A 26,225-nucleotide genomic window follows, 5' to 3' on the forward strand; every position below is an offset into this window, starting at 1 on the left:
GGCCGCGGCCGGCACCCGTGGATCGGGGCCTCGCCGACCTCCGCCGAGTAGCGCCCCGACGCCGTGCAGGGCGGGGCGCTACTCGTGGAGGCCGTCTCGCCGTCCGCCTATGTCTGCGGGCGACTGCTCCAGATGACGCTGCGGTCATCGCTGTCGAAGTCGGATCCGACAGGGTCCTCTCCGCCGCGCGCAGCAGTGACGCTGCGGCACAGCACGAATCCTGATCCGCTTCTGGACCGAAGGACGACAGGCAGATGCAGCTCTCTGCCGGACGCGCTGATTCCAGAGAAACCGAGAATCTCTTCGGCTTCGGCCTTGCTTGCGGAGCACAGCTCAATGGCCTTGTATTGCTGGACCAACTGCATGGCACTCACACCTTCGAAAAGAAGGTCCAGGCAAGCAGTTTCCACGCCGTCGGGAACTGCCCGAAGGAGGAGCTGGGAGTGCCCGATCCCATAACGCCAGACTCTGAAGGTCCGATCGGATCGGAACATGACGGCGGAACCTTCGCCATCATTTGAAGGGGTTGGCATCTACCCGACCTCCCTTGTACCAGGTGATCCTGTCCCAGGCTTGCGGAGACTGGCTGATTTTGTAGAGCTCCCAGTTCGTCAGGCCTTCGAATCCGGACGGATCGACCGTCTTCCCCGCACGGGCCGCGGCGAGGGGGTCGGTGATTCCGTCCAGATTGAACGAGATCTTCGTCGTGGATCCTGAAGAGAGATACGCCTCGAACTTCTTGTACCACGGGCCACTCCCAGGCCAATCGTGGTATGTCAAAGCCTCGCGTTCCATGGCGAACTCCTCGAGCGCCATTATGTCTTCATCCACCGTCTGCAGGCCGAGCGCGATGTGTTCGCACACCGATGCCGAGTTGTGGACGAGGACCGACGTACTACCCGCCAGGACGTAGTAGGTGTGGAGGTTGTCGACGGTGAGGTTGTAGGCCGAGTGGAGCCGGTGGTAGAGGCGGACGCCGACCACGGTGACGGTCTGGCCCTCGTTGGTACGCAGGGTCTGGCCGGGCTCGAGGTCGCCGGCGTCGATCCAGCGATGCGCGCCGGGCGACCAGAAGGGATGGTGCTGGGTGGCGGTGATCCGTGCGTTGCCAGCGCCGATCGTGATGTCGGCGAAGTCGGTGTCGTCCGGCGTGTAGATGGTGTCGGTGACGGTGTGGCCTTCTGTGCGGCCGCTTTCGGGATCGGTGGCAAGGACCGCGTCACCGACCCTGACGTCCTGGATCCGCTTGGTCGTACCGTCTGCCATCAGCACTGGCGTGGTGCCGGGGAAGCTGTTGCGCTCGCACGACTTGCCGAGGATTCTGCCGATCTTGGCTGCGATACCGGCGAGGGCCTCATTGGACAGCCCGTCGAGGGCGCGCAGTGCCTTCCAGGCGGCCGCGTAACCGATCCCGGTCTTGGCAGCGGCGTCGAGGGCCGTGACGGCGCGCGCGATCGGGCCGAGGGCGCCTTCGAGCGGGATGTATGTGGCGAGGCTCCAGGCGCAGGCGGTCTTGTCACCGTGCCAGCAGTCCATCAGGTCTTCGGCGAAGAAGGAGAACAGGATCGATCCGGCCACATCACCGAAGAGGTTCTGCCATCCGGCGCGGACGATGTCCTTGCCGGAGAAGTGGTGCGTCCAGCCCTCGATCTTGATGTTCTTCAGCGTCACCCGCTTGAGGAACTGCCATGCCGACTTCGGGCATCCGTCGACCGTGGCCTGGGCCTGGTCATCGGTGCACAGGTAGACGTCGGCCTCGTAGGTGACGACGAGGTCGTACTTCGCGTTGCAGCCCTGGAAGGCCGCGTCCGGCAACCCCGGGCAGGTGCCGATCTGCCGTGAACTGACGATCTCGACGGTGGACTCGTCCGGGACGGCGAAGACACCGGGGATACCCGTACCGGAACCCGCGGAGCGTTCCTTGTTGGCCTGCGCCTTTTCCGCCCTGTCGGCGGCGTCCTGGGCTTCCTTGGCGTACTTGTCGGCGTCCTTGGCGGCTTGTTCGGCTTCGGTCGCGGCGGCGTCGGCGCGGTCTGCGGCGGCGCGGGCCTCCTTGGCGTCCTGTTCGGCCTGCGCGGCCGCGGAGCGGGCGGCTTCGGCGTCCAGTGCCGCCGCGTCGGCGGAGTCGCGGGCGTCCCTGGCGTAGCCCTCGGCGTTGCCGGCCGCCTGGTCGGCGGCTGCCGCGTCGTCGGCGGCCTGCCGGTCGTACTCGATGGTGCGGGCCAGCGAGGCCTGCGCCGCAGCAGCGGCCTTCGCGGCGTCGGCCGCGTAGCCCAGCGCCTCCTTGGAGTAGGTGCGGGCGTCGGCCGCGTACTTGGCGGCGTTCGCCGCGTGGGTGTACGCCTCCTTCGCATCACCCTTGGCCTGGTCGGCGAGGTTCTTCGCCGCATCGGCCTCGGCGGCCGCGTTCTGTGCGTGCGCCTGGGCGACGGCCCGCTGCTGTTCCGCGATCGTCTTCGACGACTGCCCCGTAAGCACCACCAGACCGGCCGCGGAGTCGGTGTCCACGTACGCGGAGCCGAGCTCGATCGCGTCATTGGCGGGGGCGGCGACCTGCTGGGCCGCCCTGCCCGCGTCCACGGCGGCCTGCGCGGTGACGTGCGCGAACCCCGCCGCCTTCGCCGCGGCGGCCACCGCCTTGCCGGCTTCCACCGCGGCGCCGTCGGCCTGGGCCCTGGCGTCCCTGGCATGCTGCTCGGCCTCGTCGGCCAGCGCCACCGCCGTCTTGGCCTCTGACGCGGCATGCTGCGAAGCCGTGATCGCGTCCGCAGCGGCGCTGGTGGCCGTCCTGACGGCCGCATCCGCCCTCAGCTTGGCCGCCTGCGCGGCATCGGCGTCGGAACGGGCGCGCTTCGCGGCCGCCTCGGCACGCGTCGCCGCGGCGTCCGCGTCAGCCGCGGCCTGCGTGGCGGCGTCCGCCTCCGAACGTGCCCTGCCCGCCGCGGCCTCGGCGTTGTCGGCCGCCGTGTCCGCCTGGTTCGCCGCGGCGCGAGCCGCGTCGGCGGCGGTGCCTGCCTCCAGCTTGTCGGCGTAGGCCTGCTTCGCATCGGCCTTCGCGCGAGCCGCGTCCGCCTTCTCTTCGGCGTCCCACGCGTCGTCGCGCATCTCCTTGGCGTGGTCCCTGGCGCTGACCGCGTCATCGCGCTTGCTCTCGGCGGTCCTCTCTGCGGCTTCCGCCTGGTCCTTGGCGTCCTTCGCCTTCGCCGCCTCGGCCTGTGCGTTCTGCTTGTGCTGTGCCGCCTCGGCCTGCTTGGCGGCGGCGATCTCCTTCTCCGCCTTGGCCGTCTTCTCCTCGGCCTCCGCCGCGAGCCGCTTGGCGTGCGCGTCGGCGGCGGCCGCCTTGGCGTCACCCTCCGCCTTCACCGCGACCGCGAGCTTGGCTTCCGCGGTCTCCTTGTCCTTCTTGGCGTTGTCCCGGTGCATCCTGGCCGCGTCCGCCGCGGCTTTGGCCTGCAACTCCGCCGCCGCGGCGGCCTCCTTGCGGAACTCCGCCTTCGACTGCGCCGCCTGCGCCAACGCGCGCTGCGTGATGGTCGCGCTGTCCCCGGCCGCGGCACGGGTCGCCGCCTCGGCGGTCTCGCCGGCCTTCTCCAACGCCTGAAGCCCGGCAGCCGCTCCCTTGGTGACCTGTGCCTTCTGCAGGCCGACCAGCAGACCACGTCCCCGCGGGGCACCGTTGGTGTCGGCGATGCCGTAGGCGGCCTGGAGCGCGGTGTCCGACGTGGTCGCGGCCTTCTGCGCGGTGGCCAGCTGCGCCTTGACCACGGCGAGCTGCTTCTTCGCCTCGGCCTGCGCAGCGGTGACGTTGGCCTTGGCCTTGTCCACGTCGGCCTTCGCCGGCGCGCTGCCGGTGTGGGTCTTGGCGACGACCCGGAACTTCTGCGCGGCGGAGCCGTTGCACGCCGACGACACGGCGTCCTTGCTGTTGTCGAACGTCGGCAGGTGCAGACACTTGCCGGACGCCGCGTTCACCAGCGCAGTGGCGCTGCGCACGTCGAACTTCCACTGCTGCGCCTTGGCGCTGCCGCAGTCGCGGATCTGGACCTTCGTGCCGTCGGCGGTACTGCCGTTCAGCACCTCCAGGCACTTGCCCGAGTTCGGGTTCTGCAGGGTGTAGCCGCCGTCGTAGGTGGCCCACCGCTGCCACTTCTGGGCGGCCCCGCCGTTACAGGTGTAGACCTGTACCGGGGTGCCGTTGGTCTTGGCGCCGCCCGCGACATCGAGGCACTTGCCGGCAGCGCCCGGCACCTGGATCTCCAACTGGCCGTCGCCGATCCAGTTGAAGCCGCCCTCGGTGTAGTAGTCCAGCCAGCGGGTGGAGTAGTCCGCGATCCACGACTGCCCCAGCAGCTTGCCCAGCGCGAACGCGCCGTCCTGCAGCGCCTTGTTGGCGCTGCTGCTGGCAGCAAGGATCTGGTTGCGCTGCGTGGCCTGCGAGGCGATCTCCTGCTGCCACTCGGCGGACGCCTGCGAAACCTCCTTGCCGAGCACCCGGTTGGGGTCGATCGGATCGTGCCAGGCACACGAGGCGAACCGAGCCTTCAGGTCCTCCACCGCGATGCGGAACTCTGGGGTCTCCGGCGCCGGAGCAGTCGTGGGAAAGCCGCCGGACGCGAGGAAGATGCGGGCGTCGTCGGCGAACACCCGCGGAACGAATATCTCGTTCGGAACGATGTCCCCGGAGTTCTTCTTCCAGAGCTTCCAGGCCTCCCGCTCCTGGCTCGTCCCACCGCTGGTGTACAGCGGATCACCGATCGCGAGGGCGGCCTTCTTCGTCTTGTCGTCCGCCTGCGGTGACGGGTCGTAGAACGGCGACAGCAGATCGACCGACTTGAAGTACGACTGGTAGAGCCAGGGAAGCAGCCCCGTCTTGTCGAAGAAGTTCTCCTTCGTGGCGGCGCCGGGGTAGTCGTCCAGGCCGCTGACGGCGCTGCTCCACGACTGACGGGTCTCCTCCGTCTTCTTCACCCAGGCGTCGGAGTCGTCGTTGTCCTTCTGCCATGCCAGGGCGAACGCGCCGGTGCCGTAGGTGCGGTCAGCCTTCTGGTGCAACTGGTCCGCCGGCAGCGGCAGAGAGGCGCCGGCCAGGCCGTACTGACTGGGCCCGCCCCTGCGCAGGCCGTCGGCCATCAGGCATTGGTCGAAGCGCAGTTGCTCGGCGGCCTTGGCATCGAACCCGTCGTAGGAGTCAGCGGCCGCGCTGGTACGCGGATCCTGGCCGACGGCCGACGCAGGCTGCACCGCTCCGGTGACGAGAAGGGCCAGGGAGGCGAGTGGGACAACCGGAGTTGCCAGACTGGCCAGCCATCTCGGACGTCTGCCCTGTTTCCGTACAGGTCTACGCAACACGCGTATCCCTCTCTTTAGGGGGTGGCTATGGCAGGCGCACTCCGGGGAGGGACACGTAAGACCCGCACATGGGTCCTCACGTAGTGGTGGGCGCTCCCCCCGTGGACACGCCGGACACTCCAGGGCGAGCGGACTGGTCAGGTCCCGCCAGGAGCGGACGTCACCATAGGCAGGTCGGTCCTTCCCACAACAGGGCTTATGCACAGGGCAGTTACGTTCCGTAGCCACCCCCTCTTCGAAGGAATCAGGTGGAACCTGTGTGCAGCTTGTGAGAAATGCCTTGCCGACCCCTCACCGAGACACCCGCTTGCCCACGCTCCGCAACGGTGAGACCAACATCACAGACGCCGGGAAGTGTGTGGTTCTCCCACGGCGCCCGACTGTCGGCATCCAGAAGATTGGCCGGCAGACGCCACGACTTCGTGTGCCGTGTGCCGTGTGCCGTCGGCGAGGACGACGGTGATCGTCGCCTCGACCACCGGTACCTGAACACGCTGCCCGCTGCTGACGCATCGATCTCCGGATCAGTGCCAACAGGTTGCCTGGCCGCCGTCCCGCTCGGTGCCGACCGACACCGAGTAGGCGAGGCCCGCGCCGACCTCCGGGGCGGGCTCGGGCTCGGGCGAGAAGCCTTGGGGACGGAGGTCGACATCGAGCAGCAGATGCCGCCCCTGCTCGGTCCTGGTCCAGCAGGCGCCCTCCACGGTGGCGGGCGGTGCCCCCGAGGCGGGGTCCTCCTCGAACTTCCAGCCGGCCGCGGCGGCTGCCTTGACGTAGTAGGTGATGACGTCGTCGGGTTCGCCCGGGAACGCGTACAGGCGGTCCGCGTGCAGCCAGGGCGCTCCGCTGCTGTCGTCGTCGCATCCGGTGGTCACGCCCACCCCGCGGTAGTTGGCGGGGGCCGAGGCATGGGCGGGCGCCGAGTCGAGGACTGGCTGCTCGGCCAGTCGCTCGAGTTCGGCGGCCGTGCCCTGACAGCCGTCATCGCTGTCCGCGGCGGAGCACGCACTGCGGAAGGCGGCCGGCAGCACGAGAGCCGCCGCGAGTACGACGCGGGTGCAGGTGAGGGGCAACGGTGCTCCTGGGAGTACGGGGGTAGCCGGGGCCAGGGCCAAGAGGAAGGGCAACCGGAAGAAACCCAAGAAGTAGGGCACCGGACCGCTCCGCTCACGCATCGCTCACGCAAGCCATCCCGCGGCACCACGGCCATGTGCCGCGTCTGCCTTTGAGCAAGGAAAAACCCCAGGTCACGGCGAGTGAGTCCTGGGGTTTCTCGGAGCCGCCTTCGGGATTCGAACCCGAGACCTACGCATTACGAGTGCGTTGCTCTGGCCATCTGAGCTAAGGCGGCGCGCCGTCCGCACCATGGTGCGATCAGCAACGTCGGCAAGTCTACACAGTTTCCGAGGGTGCTCCGAACCAGCCCCGGCGGGCGATGTCCGGAGCTGGTCGTCGGTCCGGGGAGGGGGTCAGGAGCAGCGTTTCCCGTCCACGGGAGGCGTGCCGCGGAGCAGGTACGTGTTGATCGCGGAGTCGATGCAGGCGCTGCCGCGGCCGTAGGCGGTGTGGCCGTCGCCCTCGTAGGTGAGCAGGCGGGCCGAGGAGAGCTGGGCGGCCAGGGCGCGGGCCCAGGGGTACGGGGTGGCCGGGTCGCGGGTGGTGCCGACCACGACGATCGGGGCGGCGCCCCGCGCTTCGATGCGGTGCGGCTCACCCGTGGGCCCGACCGGCCAGTACGCGCAGCTGAGGGAGGCCCAGGCGAGGCCCTCGCCGAAGACGGGGGACGCCTTCTCGAAGGCCGGGACCGCCTTCTCGACCTCCTCCGGGCTGTCGTAGGCGGGCGGGAGGTCGAGGCAGTTCACCGCCGCGTTGGCGGACATCAGGTTGCTGTAGCGGCCGTCGCCGTCCCGCTCGTAGTAGCTGTCGGCGAGGACCAGCAGCCCGGCGCCGTCGTTCTTCTTCATCGCCGAGCTCAGCGCCTCCCGCAGCTGCGCCCAGGAGCTCTCGTCGTACATCGCCGCGATCACGCCGGTCGTGGCGAGGGCCTCGCCGAGGGTGCGGCCGTCCGCGTCGCCGGTGCGGATCGGGTGCGCGTCGAGCTTCCTGAAGAAGGCCTTGAGCTTGCGGCCGGCCTCCACGCTCGGGGTGCCCTTCGCTCCGAGCGGGCAGTCCGGCTGCTGCACACAGTCCTTCGCGAACGACTGGAACGCCGTCTCGAAGCCCGCCGTCTGGTCGAGGTTCAACCGGCGCGCGGGCAGCGTGGGGTCCATCGCACCGTCCAGCACCAGCCGTCCCGAGCGGCCGGGGAACAGTCCCGCGTACGTCGCCCCGAGGAACGTCCCGTACGACGCCCCCACGTAGTTCAGCTTCGCGTCGCCCAGGGCCGCCCGCACGACGTCCATGTCCCGGGCCGTCTCGACGGTCGACACATGCCGCAGCAGCTTCGCCGAGTGCGCGCCGCACGCTTCCGCGAACTTCTTGTAGGCGTCGACGAGTTCGGTGGTCTCCCGCGCGTCGTCCGGCGTGCTGTCCGTCTGGGTGTACGTGTCCATGTCCCGCCCGTCGAGGCATTCGACGGGCTCGCTGCGGGCGACTCCGCGCGGGTCCACGGCGACCATGTCGTAACGGGCCCGCACCTCGGCCGGATAGCCGATCCCGGCGTACGCCTGGACGTAGGCGACCGCCGAGCCGCCCGGTCCGCCGGGGTTCACGAGCAGTGACCCGAGGCGCTTGCCCGGCCCGGTGGCCTTCTTCCGGGCGACGGCGAGCCGGACGTCCCCGCCGGCGGGCTTGTCGTAGTCGAGCGGTGCCTTCAGGGTGGCGCACTCGAAACCGGGGACCCCGCAGCTGTGCCAGCGCGCCTTCTGTCCGTAGTACGGCGACAGCGCGGCCGGTGTCGAGCGCGGCAGCGCGCCGAGGGCCACGTCGGCGGTCGCGGTGGCCGAACTCGTCGAGGCTCCCGCGGAGCAGGCGGAGACGAGCAGCGCGGCGACGGCGAGGAGGGCGCCACCGGCACGGGCAGTGCGCGCCGACACCTGCGCCTGCGCCTGCGCCTGACGAAGGGGCAGCTTCCGGCCGGTGTGGCGGGGATTTCGCCTGATGTGCATCGAGCGAGCCTAACTCTCCGCGTTGGATCACATGCCCTGCGTGAACAAACCGGCCCGTACGGGTGACGCCTGTCAACGCGTGATCACCCGACGTGTGATCACCCGACGGTTCTCAGCCCGCTCTGAGCGTCATCGTCATCGCCTCCACCGCGAGCAGCGGGGCGACATTGCGGTCGAGGGCCTCACGGCAGGCGCCGATCGCCTCGATCCGACGGAGCGTGGTCTCCGGAGAGCTGCCGCGGGCGATCCGCTCCAGGGCGTCCTCGGCGTCCGCGTTGGCGATCGCCACCCGGGAGCCGAGCTGGAGGGCGAGGACGTCACGGTAGAACGCGGTGAGGTCGGTCAGGGCCAGGTCGAGGCTGTCGCGCTGGGTACGGGTGCGGCGGCGCTTCTGCCGGTCCTCCAGGTCCTTCATCACGCCTGCCGTGCCGCGGGGCATGCGACCGCCCTGGGAGGCGCCCATCGCCGTCTTCAGCTCCTCGGTCTCCTTGCCGTCCGTCTCCTCGGCGAGCTGTTTGGCGTCGGCGGCCGCCGCGTCGACCAGCTCCTGCGCCGCCCTGAGACAGCCGCCGACGTCGTCGATGCGCAGGGGCAGCTTCAGCACGGCGGCCCGGCGCTCGCGCGCGGCCGGGTCGGTGGCCAGGCGGCGCGCCCGGTCGACGTGGCCCTGGGTGGCGCGGGCGGCGGCCATCGCGGCGGCCGGCTCGACGCCCTCCCGGCGCACGAGCATGTCGGCGACGGCCTCCACGGAGGGGGTGCTCAGGTTGAGATGCCGGCAGCGGGAGCGGATCGTCGGCAGGACGTCCTCGATGGACGGCGCGCACAGCATCCAGACCGTGCGGGGGGCGGGCTCCTCCACGGCCTTGAGGACCGCGTTGGCCGACTTCTCGTTCAGCCGCTCGGCGTCCTCGACGAGGATGATCTGCCAGCGGCCGTTCGCCGGCGAGGTGAACGACTTCCTGACGGTGTCCCGCATGTCGTCGGCGAGGATCTGGGAGCCGACGGCGGCCACAGAGCTGACGTCGGCGTGGGTGCCGATGAGTGCCGTATGACACCCGTCGCAGAACCCGCAGCCGGGCGCTCCGCCGAGGGCCCGGTCCGGACTGACGCACTGGAGCGCGGCGGCGAAGGCCCTCGCCGCCTGGTTCCGGCCCGCGCCGGGGGGCCCCGTGAACAGCCAGGCATGCGTCATCTTCGACGCCTCGGGCGGCGGGGCGGCGGCGGCTACGGCGGTGACCAGGGCGTCGGCGTCCCGAGCGGCGGCCGCGAGCTGCTCGCTCACCCTCTCCTGGCCGACCAGGTCGTCCCATACGGTCATGGATCACGCCGCCCTTTCGTCATGTCTCGCGCTACGGGATCCATTGTGCGGGCGAGCACTGACAACCGGCCTGGCCGGTGGGCGGCCGCGTGCCGGGTGGGGGCTCGCGGGGTCTCCCCGCGGCCGCCCACCGGCACGGACCTCTCAGCGCCTGCGACGCCGGTCGTCCCCGTGCTCCTCGTCGTGCGGCCCGAGCAACTCATCGGCCAGCGACGGCAGATCGTCCAACGGGGTCTCCTCGGCCCAGTCCGACCGGGCCCTGCGCCGAGGTTTCCCCTCCGCGTCGACCTGCGGCAGCTCCCGTGTCCGCTGCTCGTCCCGGAAGTACCCCGGCGACACCCGGTCCGAAGACCCCTGCCCCTGCCCCGGCGCCGGCGGCACGGGAGGCAGCACGGCCGTCTCGTCGGCGGCACCCGGCGGAACCGGCGGCAGCACCGCCGTCTCGTCAGCGGCACCCGGCGGCACGGGAGGCAGCACGGCCGTCTCGTCAGCGGCACCCGGCGGAACCGGCGGCTGCGGCAGCTCGGCCGTCACCTCGGAGTCGGAGGCGGCCGCGCCGGAAGCCCCGCCCGCGGAGGAATCCTCGTCGTCCTTGTCCATGGGCACCCGGGGCAGTACGGCCGTCTCGTCCACCGGACCGCCCGACGCGTTGGTCGGTGTCACCACAGGCGTGGGCACGGTCGCCGCGTCCATCCCGACCGCGGGAGTGGCGGTCTGCCTGGGCCCCTCCTCGGCCGCCGCGGCCGCGGCCTCGGCGAGCCGCCGGGCCTCCTCCGCCCTCAGCAGCGCCTCCTCGGCCTTGCGCTGCTTCTCCAGCCGCTGCTTCTCGGCCTCGGCACGCAGTCGGGCCTCTTCCTCGGCCCGCTTGCGGGCGGCTTCCTCCTGGGCCTTGCGCCGCGCCTCTTCCTCCGCGCGGGCCTTCTCCTCGGCGAGGAGCCGTGCCCGCTCCTCCTCTGCCCGCCGGCGCGCTTCCTCGGCCCGCAGCCGGGCCTCCTCCGCCTGGCGTTCGGCCTCGCGACGCTGGGCCTCCTCCAGCTCGCGCCGCTTGCGCTCCTCCTCCTCGGCCTTCAACCGGGCGAGCTGCTCCTGGCGCTCACGCTCCAGGCGCTCCTCCTCGGCCTTGCGCGCGGCTTCTTCCTCGGCCTTGCGCCGCGCCTCCTCCTCGGCCTTGCGGCGAGCCTCTTCCTGCTCCCGGATCTCCTGCTCGGACAGCGGCAGCATCTGGTCGAGGCGGTGCCGTACGACGGTGCTGACGGCCTCGGGCTCCTGCCCGGCGTCCACGACCAGGTACCGGCCGGGGTCGGCGGCGGCCAGCGTGAGGAAGCCGGACCGCACGCGCGCGTGGAACTCCGCGGGCTCCGACTCCAGCCGGTCCGGCGCCTCGGTGAATCGCTCGCGGGCGATCTCCGGCGACACGTCCAGCAGGACCGTCAGATGCGGCACCAGACCGTTCGTCGCCCAGCGGTTGATGCGGGCGATCTCGGTCGGGGACAGGTCACGCCCGGCGCCCTGGTAGGCCACCGAGGAGTCGATGTACCGGTCGGAGATCACGACCGCGCCGCGCTCCAGTGCGGGCCGGACCACGGTGTCCACGTGCTCCGCGCGGTCCGCCGCGTACAGCAGGGCCTCCGCGCGGTGCGAGAGCCCGGCGCTCGACACGTCCAGCAGGATCGACCGCAGCCGCTTGCCCACCGGGGTCGCCCCCGGCTCGCGCGTCACCACGACCTCGTGCCCCTTGGCCCTTATCCACTCGGCGAGCGCCTCGGCCTGGGTGGACTTCCCGGCTCCGTCGCCCCCTTCCAGGGCGATGAAGAAACCTGCGTCAGTAGGCACCGTCACCGGGTCGTCGCCGCCGAGCAGCGCGTCCCGAAGGTCGTGCCTCAGGGGTACGCCGGACCGGTCGTCGACCTTGGCCAGCACCAGCGCGGCCACCGGCAGCAGCAGCGCGCCGACCAGCATCAGGGTGAACGCGGCGCCGCCGTGCGCGAACACGAACTTGCCGTTGTCCAGTCGGTGCGGTCCGATCGCCGCGGCCACCACGGGGGCGGCCAGCGCGCCGAACGCCACACCGACCCGCACGACCGCGTGCAGATGCTCGGTGGTCCGCGCCCGCCGGTACTCCTCGGTCTCCTGGTCGAGCAGGGTGTGCCCGGTGTTGGCGGCGACGCCCGCGCCGACTCCGGCCAGGGCGTCGATCAGCAGCACGGTGGTGACGTCCGGGACGAGCCCGGCGGCCAGCAGGGCGATGCCGGTGAAGGCGATCGCCAGCGCGAGCAACCGGCGCCGCGACAGCGTGACCAGCACCCTGGGCGCCGTACGGATACCGACGACGACGCCACCGGTCAGCGCGAGCACCATCAGCCCGTACAGGACCGGGCCGCCGCCCAGGTCCTTGGCGTGCAGCACGGCCACGGCCACGGCGGCCGCGATCGCCCCGGCGACGGCCGCGCAGGCCGGCACCAGCAGCGGGATCGCTCCGGTACGGCCCTTGTCGACGCCGGTGCCCGTCTTGGGACGGCGCAGCCCCTCCAGCGGCGAACGCGCGCGCGGGGTGCGGGTGTTGGGCAGTTCCAGGAAGGTCAGCAGGGACAGGGACGCGGCGAACAGTCCGGCCGCGAGGTACGACGCGAGGGCCGCCTGGTGCTGGTCGAACCAGGCGATGCCGGAGCCCAGCAGGTTGTTGAGCAGACCGGCGACCAGGAGTGCGGCACCGGCCAGCGGGATCGCCACGAAGGTCGTCCGCAGCGACAGGCGGCGCAGCGCGTCCAGGTGGTCCGGCAGCGGTCGTACCGTCGCCCCCTCCGGAGGAGGAGCGGGCAGCAGGGCGGGCGCCGCGCTCTCGCGGCACACGGTCCAGAAGCGCTCGCCGACCCCGGTCACGAAGACGGTCACCAGGAGCATCGCGAGGGCGTCGGCCGGCATCCAGTCGATCCACAGTGGGGCGACGATGAGCAGGGCGAGCCTGACTCCGTCCGCGCCGACCATGGTCCAGCGGCGGTCGAGCGGCCCCTCCTGCGAGGTGAGCGAGGTCAGCGGGCCGAGCAGGACGGCGCCGAAGAGCAGCGTCGCCAGGATGCGCGTACCGAAGACGGTCGCCACTGCGAAGGCCACGCCACGGTAGCCGCCGCCGAACGAGCCCTCGGCGATCGCCGCCTGAAGGGCCAGCAGCACCAGCGCCAGAAGGGCGAGGGTGTCGCCGACACCCCCCACGAGCTGGGCGCTCCACAGGCGTTTGAGCTGGGGCCTGCGCAGCAGGGCGCGGACGGCGCGCTCGCGGGAGTCCGCGACCAGGGCGTCGTCGGGGGCCGGGTGAAGGGCCGTTGGCTGCTCGGCACGGGTCATGCATTCAGCCTATCGGGAGCCACCGACAGCCCGGGGAGTGCGTCCTGACGTGCGCACGTCCCGACACCAAAGTGATGCCGGGACGTTCGTTTTGCGAAGCCTGCGCGGGGAAACGGGTCCGTGAGAAGGCCGGACTCAGTCCTCGGACGCCGTCTTGGAAGCCGTCGCCTTCGCGGTGGTCTTCTTCGCCGTCGTCTTCTTCGCTGCCGTGGTCGTCTTCTTCGCCGCGGTCTTCTTGGCGGCCGTCGCCTTCTTGGCCGGGGCCTTCTTCGCGGGCGCCTTCTTCGCCGTCTTCTTGGCGGGCGTCTTCGCCCGCTTCTCGGCGAGCAGCTCGAAGCCGCGCTCGGGGGTGATCTCCTCGACGCTGTCGCCGGAGCGCAGGGTCGCGTTGGTCTCCCCGTCGGTCACATACGGTCCGAAGCGGCCGTCCTTGACCACGACCGGCTTCTCGCTGACCGGGTCGGTGCCCAGCTCCTTCAGCGGCGGCTTGGCGGCCGCGCGACCGCGCTGCTTGGGCTGGGCGTAGATCGCCAGCGCCTCGTCCAGCGTGATCGTGAAGAGCTGCTCCTCGGCCTGCAGCGAGCGCGAGTCCGTGCCCTTCTTCAGGTACGGGCCGTAGCGGCCGTTCTGCGCGGTGATCTCCTGGCCCTCGGCGTCGACGCCGACGACGCGCGGCAGCGACATCAGCTTGAGGGCGTCCTCCAGCGTCACCGTGTCGAGCGACATCGACTTGAACAGCGAGGCCGTACGCGGCTTCACGGCGTTCTTGCCGGTCTTCGGGGTGCCCTCGGGGAGCACCTCGGTGACGTACGGGCCGTAGCGGCCGTCGCGGGCGATGATCTGATGACCCGTCACCGGGTCGGCGCCGAGCTCGAAGTCACCGCTCGGCTTGGCGAGCAGCTCCTCCGCGAGCTCGACGGACAGCTCGTCCGGCGCCAGGTCCTCGGGCACGTCCGCCCGCTGGTGGTTCTCGGAGTCCTTCTCGCCGCGCTCGATGTAGGGGCCGTAGCGGCCGACCCTGAGCACGATGTCGTTGCCCACCGGGAACGAGGAGACCTCGCGCGCGTCGATCGCGCCCAGGTCGGTCACCAGTTCCTTGAGGCCGCCGAGGTGGTCCCCGTCGCCGTTGCCCGCGTCGGCGGCGCCGCCGGTGGTGGAGCCGCTGTTCGGCGATGTCTCACCGAAGTAGAAGCGCCTCAGCCACGGCACGGACTGCGCCTGACCGGCCGCGATGCGGTCGAGGTCGTCCTCCATCCGGGCGGTGAAGTCGTAGTCGACCAGCCGGCCGAAGTGCTTCTCCAGGAGGTTGACCACGGCGAAGGACAGGAAGGACGGCACGAGTGCCGTGCCCTTCTTGAAGACATAGCCGCGGTCGAGGATCGTGCCGATGATCGACGCGTACGTCGACGGGCGGCCGATCTCGCGCTCTTCGAGCTCCTTGACCAGGCTGGCCTCGGTATAGCGGGCCGGGGGCTTGGTGGCGTGCCCGTCGACCGTGATCTCCTCGGCGCTCAGGGCGTCGCCCTGGGCGACCTGGGGCAGCCGGCGCTCGCGGTCGTCCAGCTCGGCGTTCGGGTCGTCGGCGCCCTCGACGTAGGCCTTGAGGAAGCCGTGGAAGGTGATCGTCTTGCCGGAGGCGCTGAACTCGACGTCCCGGCCGTCGGCGGCGGTGCCACCGATCTTCACGGTCACGCTGTTGCCGGTCGCGTCCTTCATCTGGGAGGCGACGGTGCGCTTCCAGATCAGCTCGTAGAGCTTGAACTGGTCGCCGGTCAGGCCTGTCTCGGCAGGCGTGCGGAAACGATCACCCGAGGGGCGGATCGCCTCGTGCGCCTCCTGGGCGTTCTTGACCTTCCCGGCGTAGGTGCGTGGGGAGGAGGGCAGGTAGTCGGCGCCGTACAGCTGCGTGACCTGGGCGCGGGCCGCGGTGATCGCGGTGTCGCTGAGGGTCGTGGAGTCCGTACGCATGTAGGTGATGAAGCCGTTCTCGTACAGCTTCTGGGCCACCTGCATGGTCGCCTTCGCGCCGAAGCCCAGCTTGCGCGAGGCCTCCTGCTGGAGGGTCGTCGTACGGAACGGGGCGTAGGGCGAGCGGCGGTACGGCTTGGACTCGACCGAGCGGACCGCGAACCGGGTCTGCTCCAGGGCGGCGGCCAGCGCGCGGGCGTTCGCCTCGTCGAGGTGGAGGGTGTTCGCGCTCTTGATCTGTCCCAGGGAGTCGAAGTCGCGGCCCTGCGCGACCCGCCTGCCGTCGACGGTCTGCAGGCGCGCGACCAGCGACGACGGGTCCGAGGAGTCTCCCGCGCGGCCGGTCGCGAAGGTGCCCGTCAGATCCCAGTACTCGGCGGAACGGAACGCGATGCGCTCGCGTTCCCGCTCGACGACGAGCCGGGTGGCGACCGACTGGACACGGCCGGCCGACAGGCGCGGCATGACCTTCTTCCACAGGACCGGCGAGACCTCGTAGCCGTAGAGGCGGTCGAGGATGCGGCGGGTCTCCTGGGCGTCGACCAGCTTCTGGTTCAGCTCGCGCGGGTTGGCGACAGCGGCCTGGATCGCGGCCTTGGTGATCTCGTGGAAGACCATCCGCTTGACCGGGACCTTGGGCTTGAGCACCTCCTGGAGGTGCCACGCGATGGCCTCGCCCTCGCGGTCCTCATCGGTGGCGAGGAAGAGCTCGTCGGAGTCCTTCAGCAGGTCCTTGAGCTTCTTGACCTGGGCCCGCTTGTCGGCGTTGACGACATAGATCGGCTCGAAGTCGTGCTCGACGTCCACGCCGAGGCGGCGGACCTCACCGGTGTACTTCTCGGGCACTTCGGCGGCGCCGTTGGGGAGGTCGCGGATGTGCCCGACGCTCGCCTCGACGACGTATCCGGGGCCGAGATAGCCCTTGATCGTCTTCGCCTTGGCAGGCGACTCGACGATGACGAGTCGGCGGCCGCCCTGTGCGGTCTCGCTGGTCGGGGACAACTTCGCTCTTCTCTCCGGTCGACACTGGGGTCTCCCCAGGTCTTGTTTCCCGGGGTCGGGTCATACGGACGCTTGCGGAGTGTGACGGTACATCCCGCCCCCGTGTCAAACGGGAAAAGCCCGCAACGGCCACTCGAACGGTAACCCGACTACCGCCATTCCTGCCGCCCGGAGTACCCACCTGCCTTTTCGAGCTCGACCGGAAGGCGATCTCCCCATTACCGGTCGACCCGCTTGCGCCGACCTCCCAGGAGCCGTCCTAGAGACGGTTGAAGCACCAGACGCCGAGGGCCAGCGTGATGAGCGCGACGAGGGTCGTGAGGCTCGCGGATGCGACGGGACTCACACCGTGTGCGACGGGCTCGCGATGCCGTACCCGGGCCGCGGTCCACACCAGCAGCCCTCCTCCGAACAGGGCGAACACCATTCCCGCGAAGATCGCCGGTCCGCTCTCCATGGTTTCCCGCGCCCCTTTTCCCCTGTCCGCGCATGTACTTCCTGCGGAGACTGGCACGCGCGGGCGGCGGGCAGGCGAACCCCGGGTGAACGCCCGCGCCGACCCCGGGCCCGGACTCCCCCGACGGACCCCTGACCGACCGCCGGGCCGCCACCCCGGCCGCCCGGACCCCCATGGATCCCGTCCGGTTCTCGCCCCCTTCTCACCCGGATCCCGCACTTCCGCGACCGATCCGCACCGGATTCGGCACGAAAACCGACCGGATTCAGACCGCGCTGTCGGTCAGGCCGACCGTGGACACGATCTTGGTGCGTCTCTCTTTTGTCGCTGAGTTCAGTGGCGAGGTCCCGGAAGCGGCCTGGGCCAGCTACTGGCGCGCCCGGCTCAGGCGCGGTTACGCCGGCAGGCGGCGGTGGGTCACGCGGGTTCCAGGAACCCCTGCTCCACCAGCAGCCGGATCTGCGCGGGCGTACGGTCGCGCAGCATGACCGGGTCCTCGTCCATGAGCTGGGCGATCGCGTCCAGGATGCGGCCCGCGCTCAGCGAGCCGTCGCACACGCCGGCGAAGCCCGCGCCGACGGTGTCCACCTTGGTGGCCCGGCGCATCCCGCGGTGCTGGCGCAGCACCACATGTTCGGGGTCCTCCGCGCCGGGCAGCCCGACCTGCTCCTGCACGATCTCGGGCACGAGCTTGAAGTGGGCCTCCAGCAGGGCCGCGTCGTCATGGGCCCGCAGGTAGTCGAGGCGCTCGAAGTGCGCGCGGACGGTGTCGCCGAGCGGCTGCTCGACGGGGTGCGGCCACTCCTCGACGGTGATCGAGGGCTCGGCGGAGTCCGTCCTGCGCAGGGTGATCCAGCCGAAGCCCACGGCCCTCACCTTGCGCGCCTCGAACTCGTCCAGCCATGCGTCGTAGAGCGCCTGGTACTCGGCCGGGTCGCCGCGGTGGTCACCGGCGTCCCTGAGCCACAGCTCGGCGTACTGCGTGACGTCCTGGACCTCGCGCTGCACGATCCACGCGTCGCACCCGCGCGGCACCCACGACCTGAGCCTGTCCTGCCAGTCCTCCCCCGCGACGTGCTGCCAGTTGGCGAGGAACTGCGCGAACCCGCCCTCGTTCAGCAACTCCCCCGCCCCCTGAACGACCGAGCGGCACAGATCGTCCCCGCCCATCCCGCCGTCGCGGTACGTCAGCCGCGCTCCGGGCGAGATCACGAAGGGCGGGTTCGACACGATGAGGTCGTACGTCTCGCCCTGCTTGACGGGCTCGAACAGCGAGCCCTCCCGCAGGTCGGCCGCCGGGGCGCCGGACAGGGCCAGCGTGAGCGCGGTGATGTGCAGCGCGCGCGGGTTGAGGTCGGTCGCCGTCACGCGCGTGGCGTGCTGGGCGGCGTGCAGGGCCTGGATGCCGGAGCCGGTCCCGAGGTCGAGGGCGGAGCCGACGGGCGTGCGGACGGTGATGCCGGCGAGGGTCGTGGAGGCGCCGCCGACGCCGAGCACGACCCCTTCCTCCCGGCTGCCGATGCCACCGGCACCGCCCACGGCGCAGCCCAGGTCCGACACGATGAACCAGTCCTCGCCACCAGGGCCGCCGTACGGCCGTACGTCCACCGTCGCGGCGACCTCGTCCGTCCCGGAGCGCACCAGCCAGCCGCTCTCCAGACACGCCTCAACGGGCAGAACGTCGGCCACGCGCGCGTGGAGCACCGGCTGCTGGAGGAGGAACAGGCGTACGAGCACCTCCAGCGGGGTGTCCCCGCGGGTCGCCCGGAGCGCGGGCACGGTCTCGCTGCGCGCGAGAGCCGCGTACGCGGGGGCGCCGAGCAGCTCCAGCAGCCCGTCGGCGGTGAAGGAGGCCCCGAGCAGGGCGTCCCGGAGCCGGGCGGTGGCATCGGGACGGCCGGGAGCGGGGGCAGCGGGCAGCGTGGGCAGACTCGAGGTACTCACGCCCCCATTGTGTCCCGCACCCGCCCCGCCGCACGCCTCACCGAGCGACTCGGGGCGCGGCCTCGGGGCACGGCTCGGGGCGCGACTCGGCCACCGAGGCCGGCACGGGCGCAGAACGGGGCGGCGCCGGGAGCGTCCACAGGAGGCAGGCAGCCGGCGGCTAGGTGACAGGCGTCATGCGGCAGGCGGCAGGCGGCAGGCGGCAGGCGGCTAGGTGTACTCGGCGATCCATGACCGCATGCGCCCAGCCGCCTCTCCCCAGCACCCACCGACCGCTCAGCTGTCCGTCGCCGGCGCGGACGCCGCCGGGGACGTGGACGCCTGCTTGCAGCCCGACTGCTCGGACAGGGCCTTCTTGGTGTCGCCCGACTCCAGGTCCTTCAGCGCGGCGAGGGCGGTCTGGCGCTGCGTCTCGACCTTGTTCATCTCGGCCGACACGTCCTTGAGACCGGTCGCGAACTTCGCCTGGTCCTTGGTGTCGAGCCCGTCCACCTGCGTCTTCATGTCGGCATAGGACGCCGAGAGCGCCGTGAGCTGCTTGACGGCCGCCTGGAGCTTCTTCGCACCGTCCTCGGCACCGGGAGGCGCCCCGGCGTTGCTGATGACCGTGGCGCGCGCCTTATAGCCGTCGGACAGGTCCTGGAAGGCCTGGGAGTCGGCCTTCTGGAGCTCCGCCGGGGTGCTCTCGGTGTCCTCGGCCGCCTTGGTGATCGCGTCGTAGGCCGCCGTGATCTTCTGATTCTGGGCCGGCACCAGGTCACAGACCTTCTTGGCCCAGGCGTCGAGTTCCTTGTTGTCCTTGTCGCCGCCGCCGCATCCCGACAGCGCCAGTACCAGTACCGCACCGCCGGACAGTGCGGCCGCGAGCTTCGTGTTCACCGGATCGGTCCCTTCCGTGGCCTCTCAGCCCCCGGACCTTACACAGGACCCGCCCCGCACCCGCGAACCGAATGTCGCTTATAGATGTCTTTATTACTGTATGCGCCAGGCGAGAGAAGCCTCACGGCCGAGCGGCGCGCACGCACAGGGCGGGCGTGCGGCGCATGAACACACGCCGCACGCCCGCCCCTTGAGCTGGGCCTCGTGCCAGGACCTACGAAACCACCGCGGGATCCACCGACTTGGCCACCTTCTTCTCGTTGTCTTCGTCACCCACGGCGATGCCGCGCCGCTTGGAGACGTAGACCGCGCCGGCGATCACGAGGAACGCGAGAACGGCGATGAAGATCCGTACGCCGATGCTCTTGTCCTCGCCGTAGCTGAACTTGATCACCGCCGGGGCGATCAGCAGCGCCACCAGGTTCATCACCTTCAGCAGCGGGTTGATCGCGGGGCCCGCGGTGTCCTTGAAGGGGTCGCCGACGGTGTCGCCGATCACCGTCGCCGCATGGGCCTCGCTGCCCTTGCCGCCGTGGTGGCCGTCCTCGACGAGCTTCTTGGCGTTGTCCCAGGCACCGCCGGAGTTGGCCAGGAAGACCGCCATCAGGGTGCCCGCGCCGATCGCGCCCGCGAGGAACGCGCCGAGCGCGCCGACGCCGAGCGTGAACCCGATGAAGATCGGCGCCAGCACGGCGAGCAGACCGGGTGTGGTGAGTTCCCGCAGGGCGTCCTTGGTGCAGATGTCGACGACCTTGCCGTACTCCGGCTCCTCGCTGTAGTCCATGATCCCGGGATGGTCGCGGAACTGCCGCCGCACCTCGTAGACCACCGAGCCCGCCGACCTCGACACCGCGTTGATCGCCAGCCCCGAGAAGAGGAAGACGACCGCCGCGCCGGCGATCAGGCCGACGAGGTTGTTGGGCTGCGAGATGTCCATCATCAGGCTCATCGGCGCGCCCGCCCCGCTGAGCTTCTCGCCGACGTCCTGCGCGCCGGTCGTGATCGCGTCACGGTACGACCCGAAGAGCGCCGACGCCGCGAGGACGGCGGTGGCGATGGCGATGCCCTTGGTGATGGCCTTGGTGGTGTTGCCGACGGCGTCCAGGTTGGTGAGCACCTGCGCGCCCGCGCCCTCGACGTCGCCGGACATCTCGGCGATGCCCTGCGCGTTGTCGGAGACCGGCCCGAAGGTGTCCATGGCGACGATCACACCGACCGTGGTGAGCAGGCCGGTGCCGGCCAGCGCCACCGCGAACAGCGCCAGCATGATCGACGTGCCGCCGAGCAGGAAGGCCCCGTAGACGCCGAGGCCGATCAGCAGGGCGGTGTAGACGGCCGACTCGAGACCGATGGAGATACCGGCGAGGACGACGGTGGCGGGCCCCGTGAGCGAGCTCTTGCCGATGTCCTGGACCGGGCGGCGGGTGGTCTCGGTGAAGTAGCCGGTCAGCTGCTGGATGACGGCCGCCAGCAGAATGCCGATCGCCACCGCGACCAGGGCGAGGATCCGCGGATCGCCGTCCCTGCCGCTGATCGCCGTGTCGGTGACGCCGTCGAGGTCGGCGTACTTCCCCGGCAGGTAGACGAAGGCGGCCACCGCCACCAGCACGAGCGAGATCACCGCGGAGATGAAGAACCCGCGGTTGATCGCGGACATGCCGCTGCGGTCGGAGCGTCGCGGGGCCACCGCGAAGATGCCGACCATCGCGGTGAGCACGCCGATCGCCGGGACGAGCAGCGGGAAGGCGAGTCCGGCGTCACCGAAGGCCGCCTTGCCGAGGATCAGCGCGGCGACGAGGGTCACGGCGTACGACTCGAAGAGGTCGGCCGCCATGCCCGCGCAGTCACCGACGTTGTCGCCCACGTTGTCGGCGATGGTCGCGGCGTTGCGCGGGTCGTCCTCCGGGATGCCCTGCTCGACCTTGCCGACCAGGTCGGCGCCGACGTCGGCGGCCTTGGTGAAGATGCCGCCGCCGACCCTCATGAACATCGCGATGAGCGCCGCGCCGAGACCGAAACCCTCCAGGACCTTCGGCGCGTCGGCCGCGTACACCAGCACCACACAGGAGGCGCCCAGCAGACCGAGCCCCACCGTGAACATGCCGACCACGCCACCCGTACGGAAAGCGATCTTCATGGCTTTGTGGGAGACGGCGGTGAGATCCTTTTCCGGCTCGCCTTCCGCCGGAGTGGCTTCTCGCGCCGCCGCGGCCACACGCACATTGCTGCGCACGGCGAGCCACATGCCGATATAGCCGGTGGCCGCCGAGAACGCCGCGCCGATCAAGAAGAACACGGATCGGCCTGCGCGCTGATTCCAGTCGTCCGCGGGCAGCAGCATGAGCAGGAAGAACACGATGACGGCGAATACGCCGAGCGTGCGCAACTGGCGCGCCAGATAGGCGTTCGCGCCTTCCTGGATGGCCTTCGCGATCTTTTTCATGCTGTCGGTGCCCTCGCCGGCCGCGAGCACCTGGCGCACCAGGACGCCTGCCACCACGAGTGCCGCCAGGGCGACGACCGCGATGACGGCGATCAGCACCCGGTTGTCGTCAGTGAGCACCGCGGCCGCGAGGGTTGTTGTGGGCTGGTCCAACTGATCAGGGGTAGAAAGCCCCGCCATTCGTCCTCCTTGACGCTTGGGCTGAGCTCAAGATGTGGACGGATTGTAGGTACCCCGCCCTGATCAAAACAGGGCGCGGTAAACGGAATTGGCCTTTACACAACCGAAAGCAGTAATGCCCCGAAGGCATTCATGGCCGATATCTAGATCGTGAACCAATTCACGATACGCATCGCGCCTGACCACTGTAGGCACAGAAAGCCCACGCCGACATGCGGAAGGGCCCCACCGGTGTGGTGGGGCCCTTCCGCTGTCGAACAGAAATCTGATGCGAACCGGGGAGAAAGTCAGGGAAGCACTGCGGCCGGCGGCGTGGTCGGCCAGGTCATACGGATCTGTCCGCCATGCTCCCCTGCGGTGACCTCGACGTCGTCGACGAGGCCGCTGATGACCGCGAGGCCCATCTCGTCCTCCTCGGTCTCGGCGTCGGGCTCCTCGCCCGGTGCGCCCGACGCCCGGTCACCCGGGGTCGAACGCGGTGCCTCGTCGCCGACCTCGATGGAGAACTGCTTCTCCTCCTCGATCAGCAGCACCTGGACCGGCGCGGAGATGCCGCCGCTCTGGTGCAGTCCGACGGCACGGGTGCAGGCCTCGCCGACGGCGAGCCTGACCTCGTCGAGGACGGCCTCGTCCACTCCGGCCCTGCGCGCCACCGCTGCCGCCACCAGTCGGGCGGTCCTGACGTGCTCGGGCAGCGCGCTGAAACGGAGTTCAACGGTGGCCATGCGTCCCCCTCGGAACTACGGGCGTGCTGTCGGGGGACCGGGCCGCCGAAAGCCCGGACCCCCTCTCTTGCTTCTGTCGACGTCCTTCTGCCGCTCCGGGCACGGGCCCGGAGACGGATCAGTCGGTCGCCGCCACCGCTTCCTCGACCGAGGTGTGAATCGGGAACACCTTGGTGAGTCCGGTGATACGGAAGATCTTGAGAATGCGCTCCTGGTTGCAGACCAGGCGCAGCGAGCCCTCATGGGCGCGCACCCGCTTCAGTCCGCCGACCAGTACGCCGAGCCCGGTGGAGTCGAGGAAGTCCACGCCCTCCATGTCGACGACAAGGTGGAAACTGCCGTCATTCACCAGCTCGACCAGCTGCTCGCGCAGCTTGGGCGCGGTATATACGTCGATTTCGCCACCGACCCTGACGATCGTGCGATCGCCGACGGTCTCGGTCGACAGGGACAGGTCCACGGATCCTCCAGCACCTTGCTATCGAGCGGTCGCCCCTCGGGACACCTCGGCAGAGCCCCCGGGACGGTTCGCCAGCCGCGATGGCATTCAATCACTTACCGGCAGGCGTGCACGACGCCTTGGTCCCATTGTCCGTCACGCCAGTGACACACTCGGTGCCGATGGCCAAGAATCTCCGATCCGATCGACCCTCGACGGACACCGGTCCCCGCCCCACGCCGAGCACGGTCCTGGACCGACTCGCCGCCGGGCCGAGCCGGGCTGCGCGCATCACTCATACGGAGCACTTGCCCCCACGTGCGGGTCGCCATGCCGTCTGGCCGGACCGGATCCGCTCGGAGGTCATCGCGGCCGTCCAGGCCTGCGGCATCGAGCACCCCTGGGCCCACCAGGCACGCGCGGCCGAACACGCCCTGGACGGCGAGTCGGTCGTCGTCGCCACCGGCACCGCCTCCGGCAAGTCCCTGGCCTACCTCGTGCCGGTCCTGTCCACCCTCCTGGACGGCTCCGAGGCCCCGAACGGCCGCGGCGCCACCACGCTCTACCTGTCCCCCACGAAAGCCCTGGCGGCGGACCAGTGCCGCTCGGTGAAGGAACTTTCACAACCGCTGGCCAATTCCGTACGCCCCGCGGTCTACGACGGCGACACGCCGTTCGAGGAACGCGAGTGGATCCGCCAGTACGCCAACTACGTGCTGACCAACCCGGACATGCTGCACCGCGGGATACTCCCGTCCCATGCCCGCTGGTCCTCCTTCCTGAAGGCGCTCAAGTACGTCGTCATCGACGAGTGCCACACCTACCGGGGCGTGTTCGGCTCCCATGTCGCCCAGGTGCTGCGCCGCCTGCGCCGCCTCTGCGCCCGCTACGGTGCCTCCCCCGTCTTCCTGCTGGCCTCCGCGACCGCCGCCGAGCCGTCGGTCGCCGCCCGCCGCCTCACCGGCCTCCCGGTGGTCGAGGTCGCCGACGACGCCTCACCGCGCGGCGAACTGGTGTTTGCCCTCTGGGAGCCCCCGCTGACCGAGATGCAGGGCGAGAAGGGCGCCCCCGTCCGCCGCACCGCCACGGCGGAGACCGCCGACCTCCTCACCGACCTCGCCGTGCAGGGCGTGCGCTCGGTCGCCTTCGTGCGCTCCCGGCGCGGCGCCGAGCTGATCTCCGTGATCGCCCAGGAACGACTGGCCGAGGTCGACCGCTCCCTGGCCCGCCGCGTGGCGGCGTACCGCGGCGGCTATCTCCCGGAGGAACGCCGGGCCCTGGAACAGGCACTCCACTCGGGAGAGCTGCTGGGCCTGGCCGCCACCACGGCCCTGGAACTCGGCATCGACGTCTCCGGCCTCGACGCCGTGCTGATCTCCGGCTACCCCGGCACGCGCGCGTCCCTGTGGCAGCAGGCCGGCCGGGCGGGTCGAGCCGGCCAGGGCGCCCTGGCGGTCCTGGTGGCCCGCGACGACCCCCTGGACACCTTCCTCGTCCACCACCCCGAGGCCCTGTTCGACCAGCCGGTGGAATCCACCGTCCTCGACCCCGACAACCCGTACGTCCTCGCCCCGCACCTGTGCGCGGCCGCGGCGGAACTGCCGTTGACGGACGAGGACATGGAGCTGTTCGGGCCGGAGACCGAGAACCTGCTGGGGCAGCTGGAGTCCGCGAAGCTCCTGCGCCGCCGCACCAAGGCCTGGCACTGGACCCGCCGGGAGCGGGCCGCCGACCTCACCGACATCCGCGGGGAGGGCGGCCGGCCCATCCAGATCGTCGAGTCGGGCACGGGCCGCCTCCTCGGCACGGTCGACGCGGGCTCCGCCCACACCGCCGTCCACGAGGGCGCGGTCCACCTCCACCAGGGCCGCACCTACCTCGTCCGCTCCCTGGACCTGGAGGACTCGGTCGCCCTGGTCTCGGAGGCCAACCCGTCCTACTCGACGGTCGCCCGCGACACGACCTCCATCACCGTCCTGGAGACGGACACCGAGATCCCCTGGGGGGACGGACGCCTGTGCTACGGCTCCGTCGAGGTCACCAACCAGGTCGTCTCCTTCCTCCGCAGACGCCTCATCACCGGTGAAGTACTGGGCGAGACGAAACTCGACCTCCCTCCTCGTACGCTCCGCACCCGCGCGGTGTGGTGGACGGTCACCGAGGACCAGCTCGACGAGGCCCGGATCAACCCGGAGATCCTCGGCGGCGCCCTGCACGCCGCCGAACACGCCTCGATCGGCCTGCTGCCCCTCTTCGCGACCTGCGACCGCTGGGACATCGGCGGCGTGTCGATCCCCCTGCACCCCGACACACTGCTCCCCACGGTCTTCGTCTACGACGGTCACCCGGGCGGCGCGGGCTTCGCGGAGCGCGCCTTCCACACCGCCCGCGCCTGGCTCACCGCCACCCGCCAGGCCATCGCCTCCTGCGAGTGCGACGCCGGCTGCCCGTCCTGCATCCAGTCCCCCAAGTGCGGCAACGGCAACGACCCGCTGCACAAGAGGGGCGCGGTGCGGCTCCTCACGGTGCTGTTGCGGGGGGCGCCGGAGGAGGGGCGCCCTGAGAAGCCTCAAGAGGAACCCCCTCCGGAGCCCGGGCTCCGGGAGTCGGCGGAAGCGGAGCCTGCGACGGAACCGGCCCAGCAGGCCCCGCCCGCGCCCTGACCTCCGCCGTGAACGGGCCCCGACCGGAAGCGGCCGTCACATCGGAGATCTCACCGACCATCACGCATCGCACGATCCGCGCATCCTGATCCCGCGCCACCTCCTCCGCCCGAGCGCAGGCCACCGCCGGTCCGTCCGCCCAGTGGTCCGCCGCCGCGAGCGCCGCCAGATCCGCGCCACCGGCCGCACGATGCCGTACGACCACGGCCTGCCCGAGGCCCAGCACGGCCCCGAACACCACGCACAGCACCGCGATGGCACCGACACTCCAGACGGTTGCCGAACCCCGGTCCGAACGGGCGCCGACGACCTGCGCGCCGACGCACCGGGCGACAGAGCGGCAGCCGGCTCGGGTGAACCGCCCAGCACCCACCCAGGCTTTCGCGAACCGCCCAGAGTCCGACGGAGC

14 protein-coding genes, 1 tRNA gene and 1 pseudogene are annotated in these 26,225 nt (G+C 70.8%); 2 read left to right on the forward strand and 14 right to left on the reverse strand.

Features of this window, described 5'->3' with window-relative positions; translation table 11 throughout:
* Positions 1-254 precede the first annotated feature (254 nt).
* The gene (locus tag D1369_RS42975; protein WP_158680148.1) at positions 255-521 is read left to right on the forward strand and encodes a hypothetical protein; all 267 of its coding nucleotides are present in this window, start codon (positions 255-257) and stop codon (positions 519-521) included.
* Here the strand turns inward: D1369_RS42975 and D1369_RS18135 are convergent.
* The 13 genes from D1369_RS18135 to bldG all read right to left on the reverse strand — a co-directional run bounded on the left by D1369_RS18135 (position 514) and on the right by bldG (position 23,174).
* Positions 514-5,241, reverse strand: a complete 4,728-nt coding sequence (locus tag D1369_RS18135) for an RICIN domain-containing protein (protein WP_240436082.1) — start codon at positions 5,239-5,241, stop codon at positions 514-516. The genes D1369_RS42975 and D1369_RS18135 overlap by 8 nt on opposite strands.
* A 632-nt stretch (positions 5,242-5,873) precedes the next feature.
* Entirely contained in the window at positions 5,874-6,422 is a 549-nt protein-coding gene (locus tag D1369_RS18140; RefSeq protein ID WP_037900957.1) for a hypothetical protein, read from the reverse strand.
* A 204-nt stretch (positions 6,423-6,626) separates the two neighbouring features.
* Positions 6,627-6,700 (reverse strand) — tRNA-Thr (locus tag D1369_RS18145).
* A gap of 118 nt (positions 6,701-6,818) precedes the next feature.
* Complete coding sequence (locus D1369_RS18150) at positions 6,819-8,456, reverse strand: alpha/beta hydrolase (protein ID WP_007383699.1); 1,638 nt, start codon at positions 8,454-8,456, stop codon at positions 6,819-6,821.
* Between the two features lie 112 nt (positions 8,457-8,568).
* Positions 8,569-9,774: a DNA polymerase III subunit delta' gene (locus D1369_RS18155; RefSeq protein ID WP_007383698.1), complete on the reverse strand. Its 1,206-nt coding sequence runs from the start codon at positions 9,772-9,774 to the stop codon at positions 8,569-8,571.
* Positions 9,775-9,918: 144 nt separating this feature from the next.
* Positions 9,919-13,116, reverse strand: a complete 3,198-nt coding sequence (gene tmk, locus D1369_RS18160) for a dTMP kinase (protein ID WP_118082524.1) — start codon at positions 13,114-13,116, stop codon at positions 9,919-9,921.
* A gap of 135 nt (positions 13,117-13,251) precedes the next feature.
* Positions 13,252-16,086, reverse strand: a complete 2,835-nt coding sequence (topA, locus tag D1369_RS18165; RefSeq protein WP_037900954.1) for a type I DNA topoisomerase — start codon at positions 16,084-16,086, stop codon at positions 13,252-13,254.
* A 259-nt stretch (positions 16,087-16,345) separates the two neighbouring features.
* Positions 16,346-16,543, reverse strand: a complete 198-nt coding sequence (locus D1369_RS18170; RefSeq protein ID WP_037900952.1) for a hypothetical protein — start codon at positions 16,541-16,543, stop codon at positions 16,346-16,348.
* A 417-nt stretch (positions 16,544-16,960) separates the two neighbouring features.
* Positions 16,961-18,487, reverse strand: coding sequence for a class I SAM-dependent methyltransferase (locus tag D1369_RS18175; RefSeq protein WP_007383694.1), 1,527 nt, complete (start codon positions 18,485-18,487; stop codon positions 16,961-16,963).
* A 276-nt stretch (positions 18,488-18,763) separates the two neighbouring features.
* A complete protein-coding gene (locus tag D1369_RS18180) occupies positions 18,764-19,366 on the reverse strand; it encodes a hypothetical protein (RefSeq protein ID WP_007383693.1) in 603 nt (200 codons plus the stop codon).
* Positions 19,367-19,580: 214 nt separating this feature from the next.
* Positions 19,581-21,989: a sodium-translocating pyrophosphatase gene (locus D1369_RS18185; protein WP_007383692.1), complete on the reverse strand. Its 2,409-nt coding sequence runs from the start codon at positions 21,987-21,989 to the stop codon at positions 19,581-19,583.
* A gap of 287 nt (positions 21,990-22,276) precedes the next feature.
* On the reverse strand, positions 22,277-22,714 hold the full coding sequence (locus D1369_RS18190) for an ATP-binding protein (protein WP_007383691.1): 438 nt from the start codon (positions 22,712-22,714) through the stop codon (positions 22,277-22,279).
* 118 nt (positions 22,715-22,832) lie between these two features.
* Positions 22,833-23,174, reverse strand: coding sequence for an anti-sigma factor antagonist BldG (gene bldG / locus D1369_RS18195; RefSeq protein WP_006132569.1), 342 nt, complete (start codon positions 23,172-23,174; stop codon positions 22,833-22,835).
* Between the two features lie 80 nt (positions 23,175-23,254).
* Here bldG and D1369_RS18200 point away from each other — a divergent pair, with 80 nt between their 5' ends.
* Positions 23,255-25,816: a DEAD/DEAH box helicase gene (locus D1369_RS18200; RefSeq protein WP_237557652.1), complete on the forward strand. Its 2,562-nt coding sequence runs from the start codon at positions 23,255-23,257 to the stop codon at positions 25,814-25,816.
* Here the strand turns inward: D1369_RS18200 and D1369_RS18205 are convergent.
* Positions 25,788-26,111 (reverse strand): annotated as a pseudogene (locus tag D1369_RS18205) (Rv3654c family TadE-like protein); the annotation flags it as partial. The gene D1369_RS18200 and the pseudogene D1369_RS18205 overlap by 29 nt on opposite strands.
* Positions 26,112-26,225: the final 114 nt, after the last annotated feature.

Source organism: Streptomyces sp. CC0208, assembly GCF_003443735.1.
GTDB classification, from domain to species: Bacteria; Actinomycetota; Actinomycetes; order Streptomycetales; family Streptomycetaceae; genus Streptomyces; species Streptomyces sviceus.

Excerpts from the sequence above, each read along its gene's own strand:
- D1369_RS42975 (WP_158680148.1), top strand. The coding sequence starts at position 255 with ATGCAGCTCTCTGCCGGACGCGCTGATTCCAGAGAAACCGAGAATCTC.
- D1369_RS18150 (WP_007383699.1), bottom strand. The coding sequence starts at position 8,456 with ATGCACATCAGGCGAAATCCCCGCCACACCGGCCGGAAGCTGCCCCTT.
- D1369_RS18155 (WP_007383698.1), bottom strand. The coding sequence starts at position 9,774 with ATGACCGTATGGGACGACCTGGTCGGCCAGGAGAGGGTGAGCGAGCAG.
- tmk (WP_118082524.1), bottom strand. The coding sequence starts at position 13,116 with ATGACCCGTGCCGAGCAGCCAACGGCCCTTCACCCGGCCCCCGACGAC.
- D1369_RS18170 (WP_037900952.1), bottom strand. The coding sequence starts at position 16,543 with ATGGAGAGCGGACCGGCGATCTTCGCGGGAATGGTGTTCGCCCTGTTC.
- D1369_RS18185 (WP_007383692.1), bottom strand. The coding sequence starts at position 21,989 with ATGGCGGGGCTTTCTACCCCTGATCAGTTGGACCAGCCCACAACAACC.
- D1369_RS18190 (WP_007383691.1), bottom strand. The coding sequence starts at position 22,714 with ATGGCCACCGTTGAACTCCGTTTCAGCGCGCTGCCCGAGCACGTCAGG.
- D1369_RS18200 (WP_237557652.1), top strand. The coding sequence starts at position 23,255 with ATGGCATTCAATCACTTACCGGCAGGCGTGCACGACGCCTTGGTCCCA.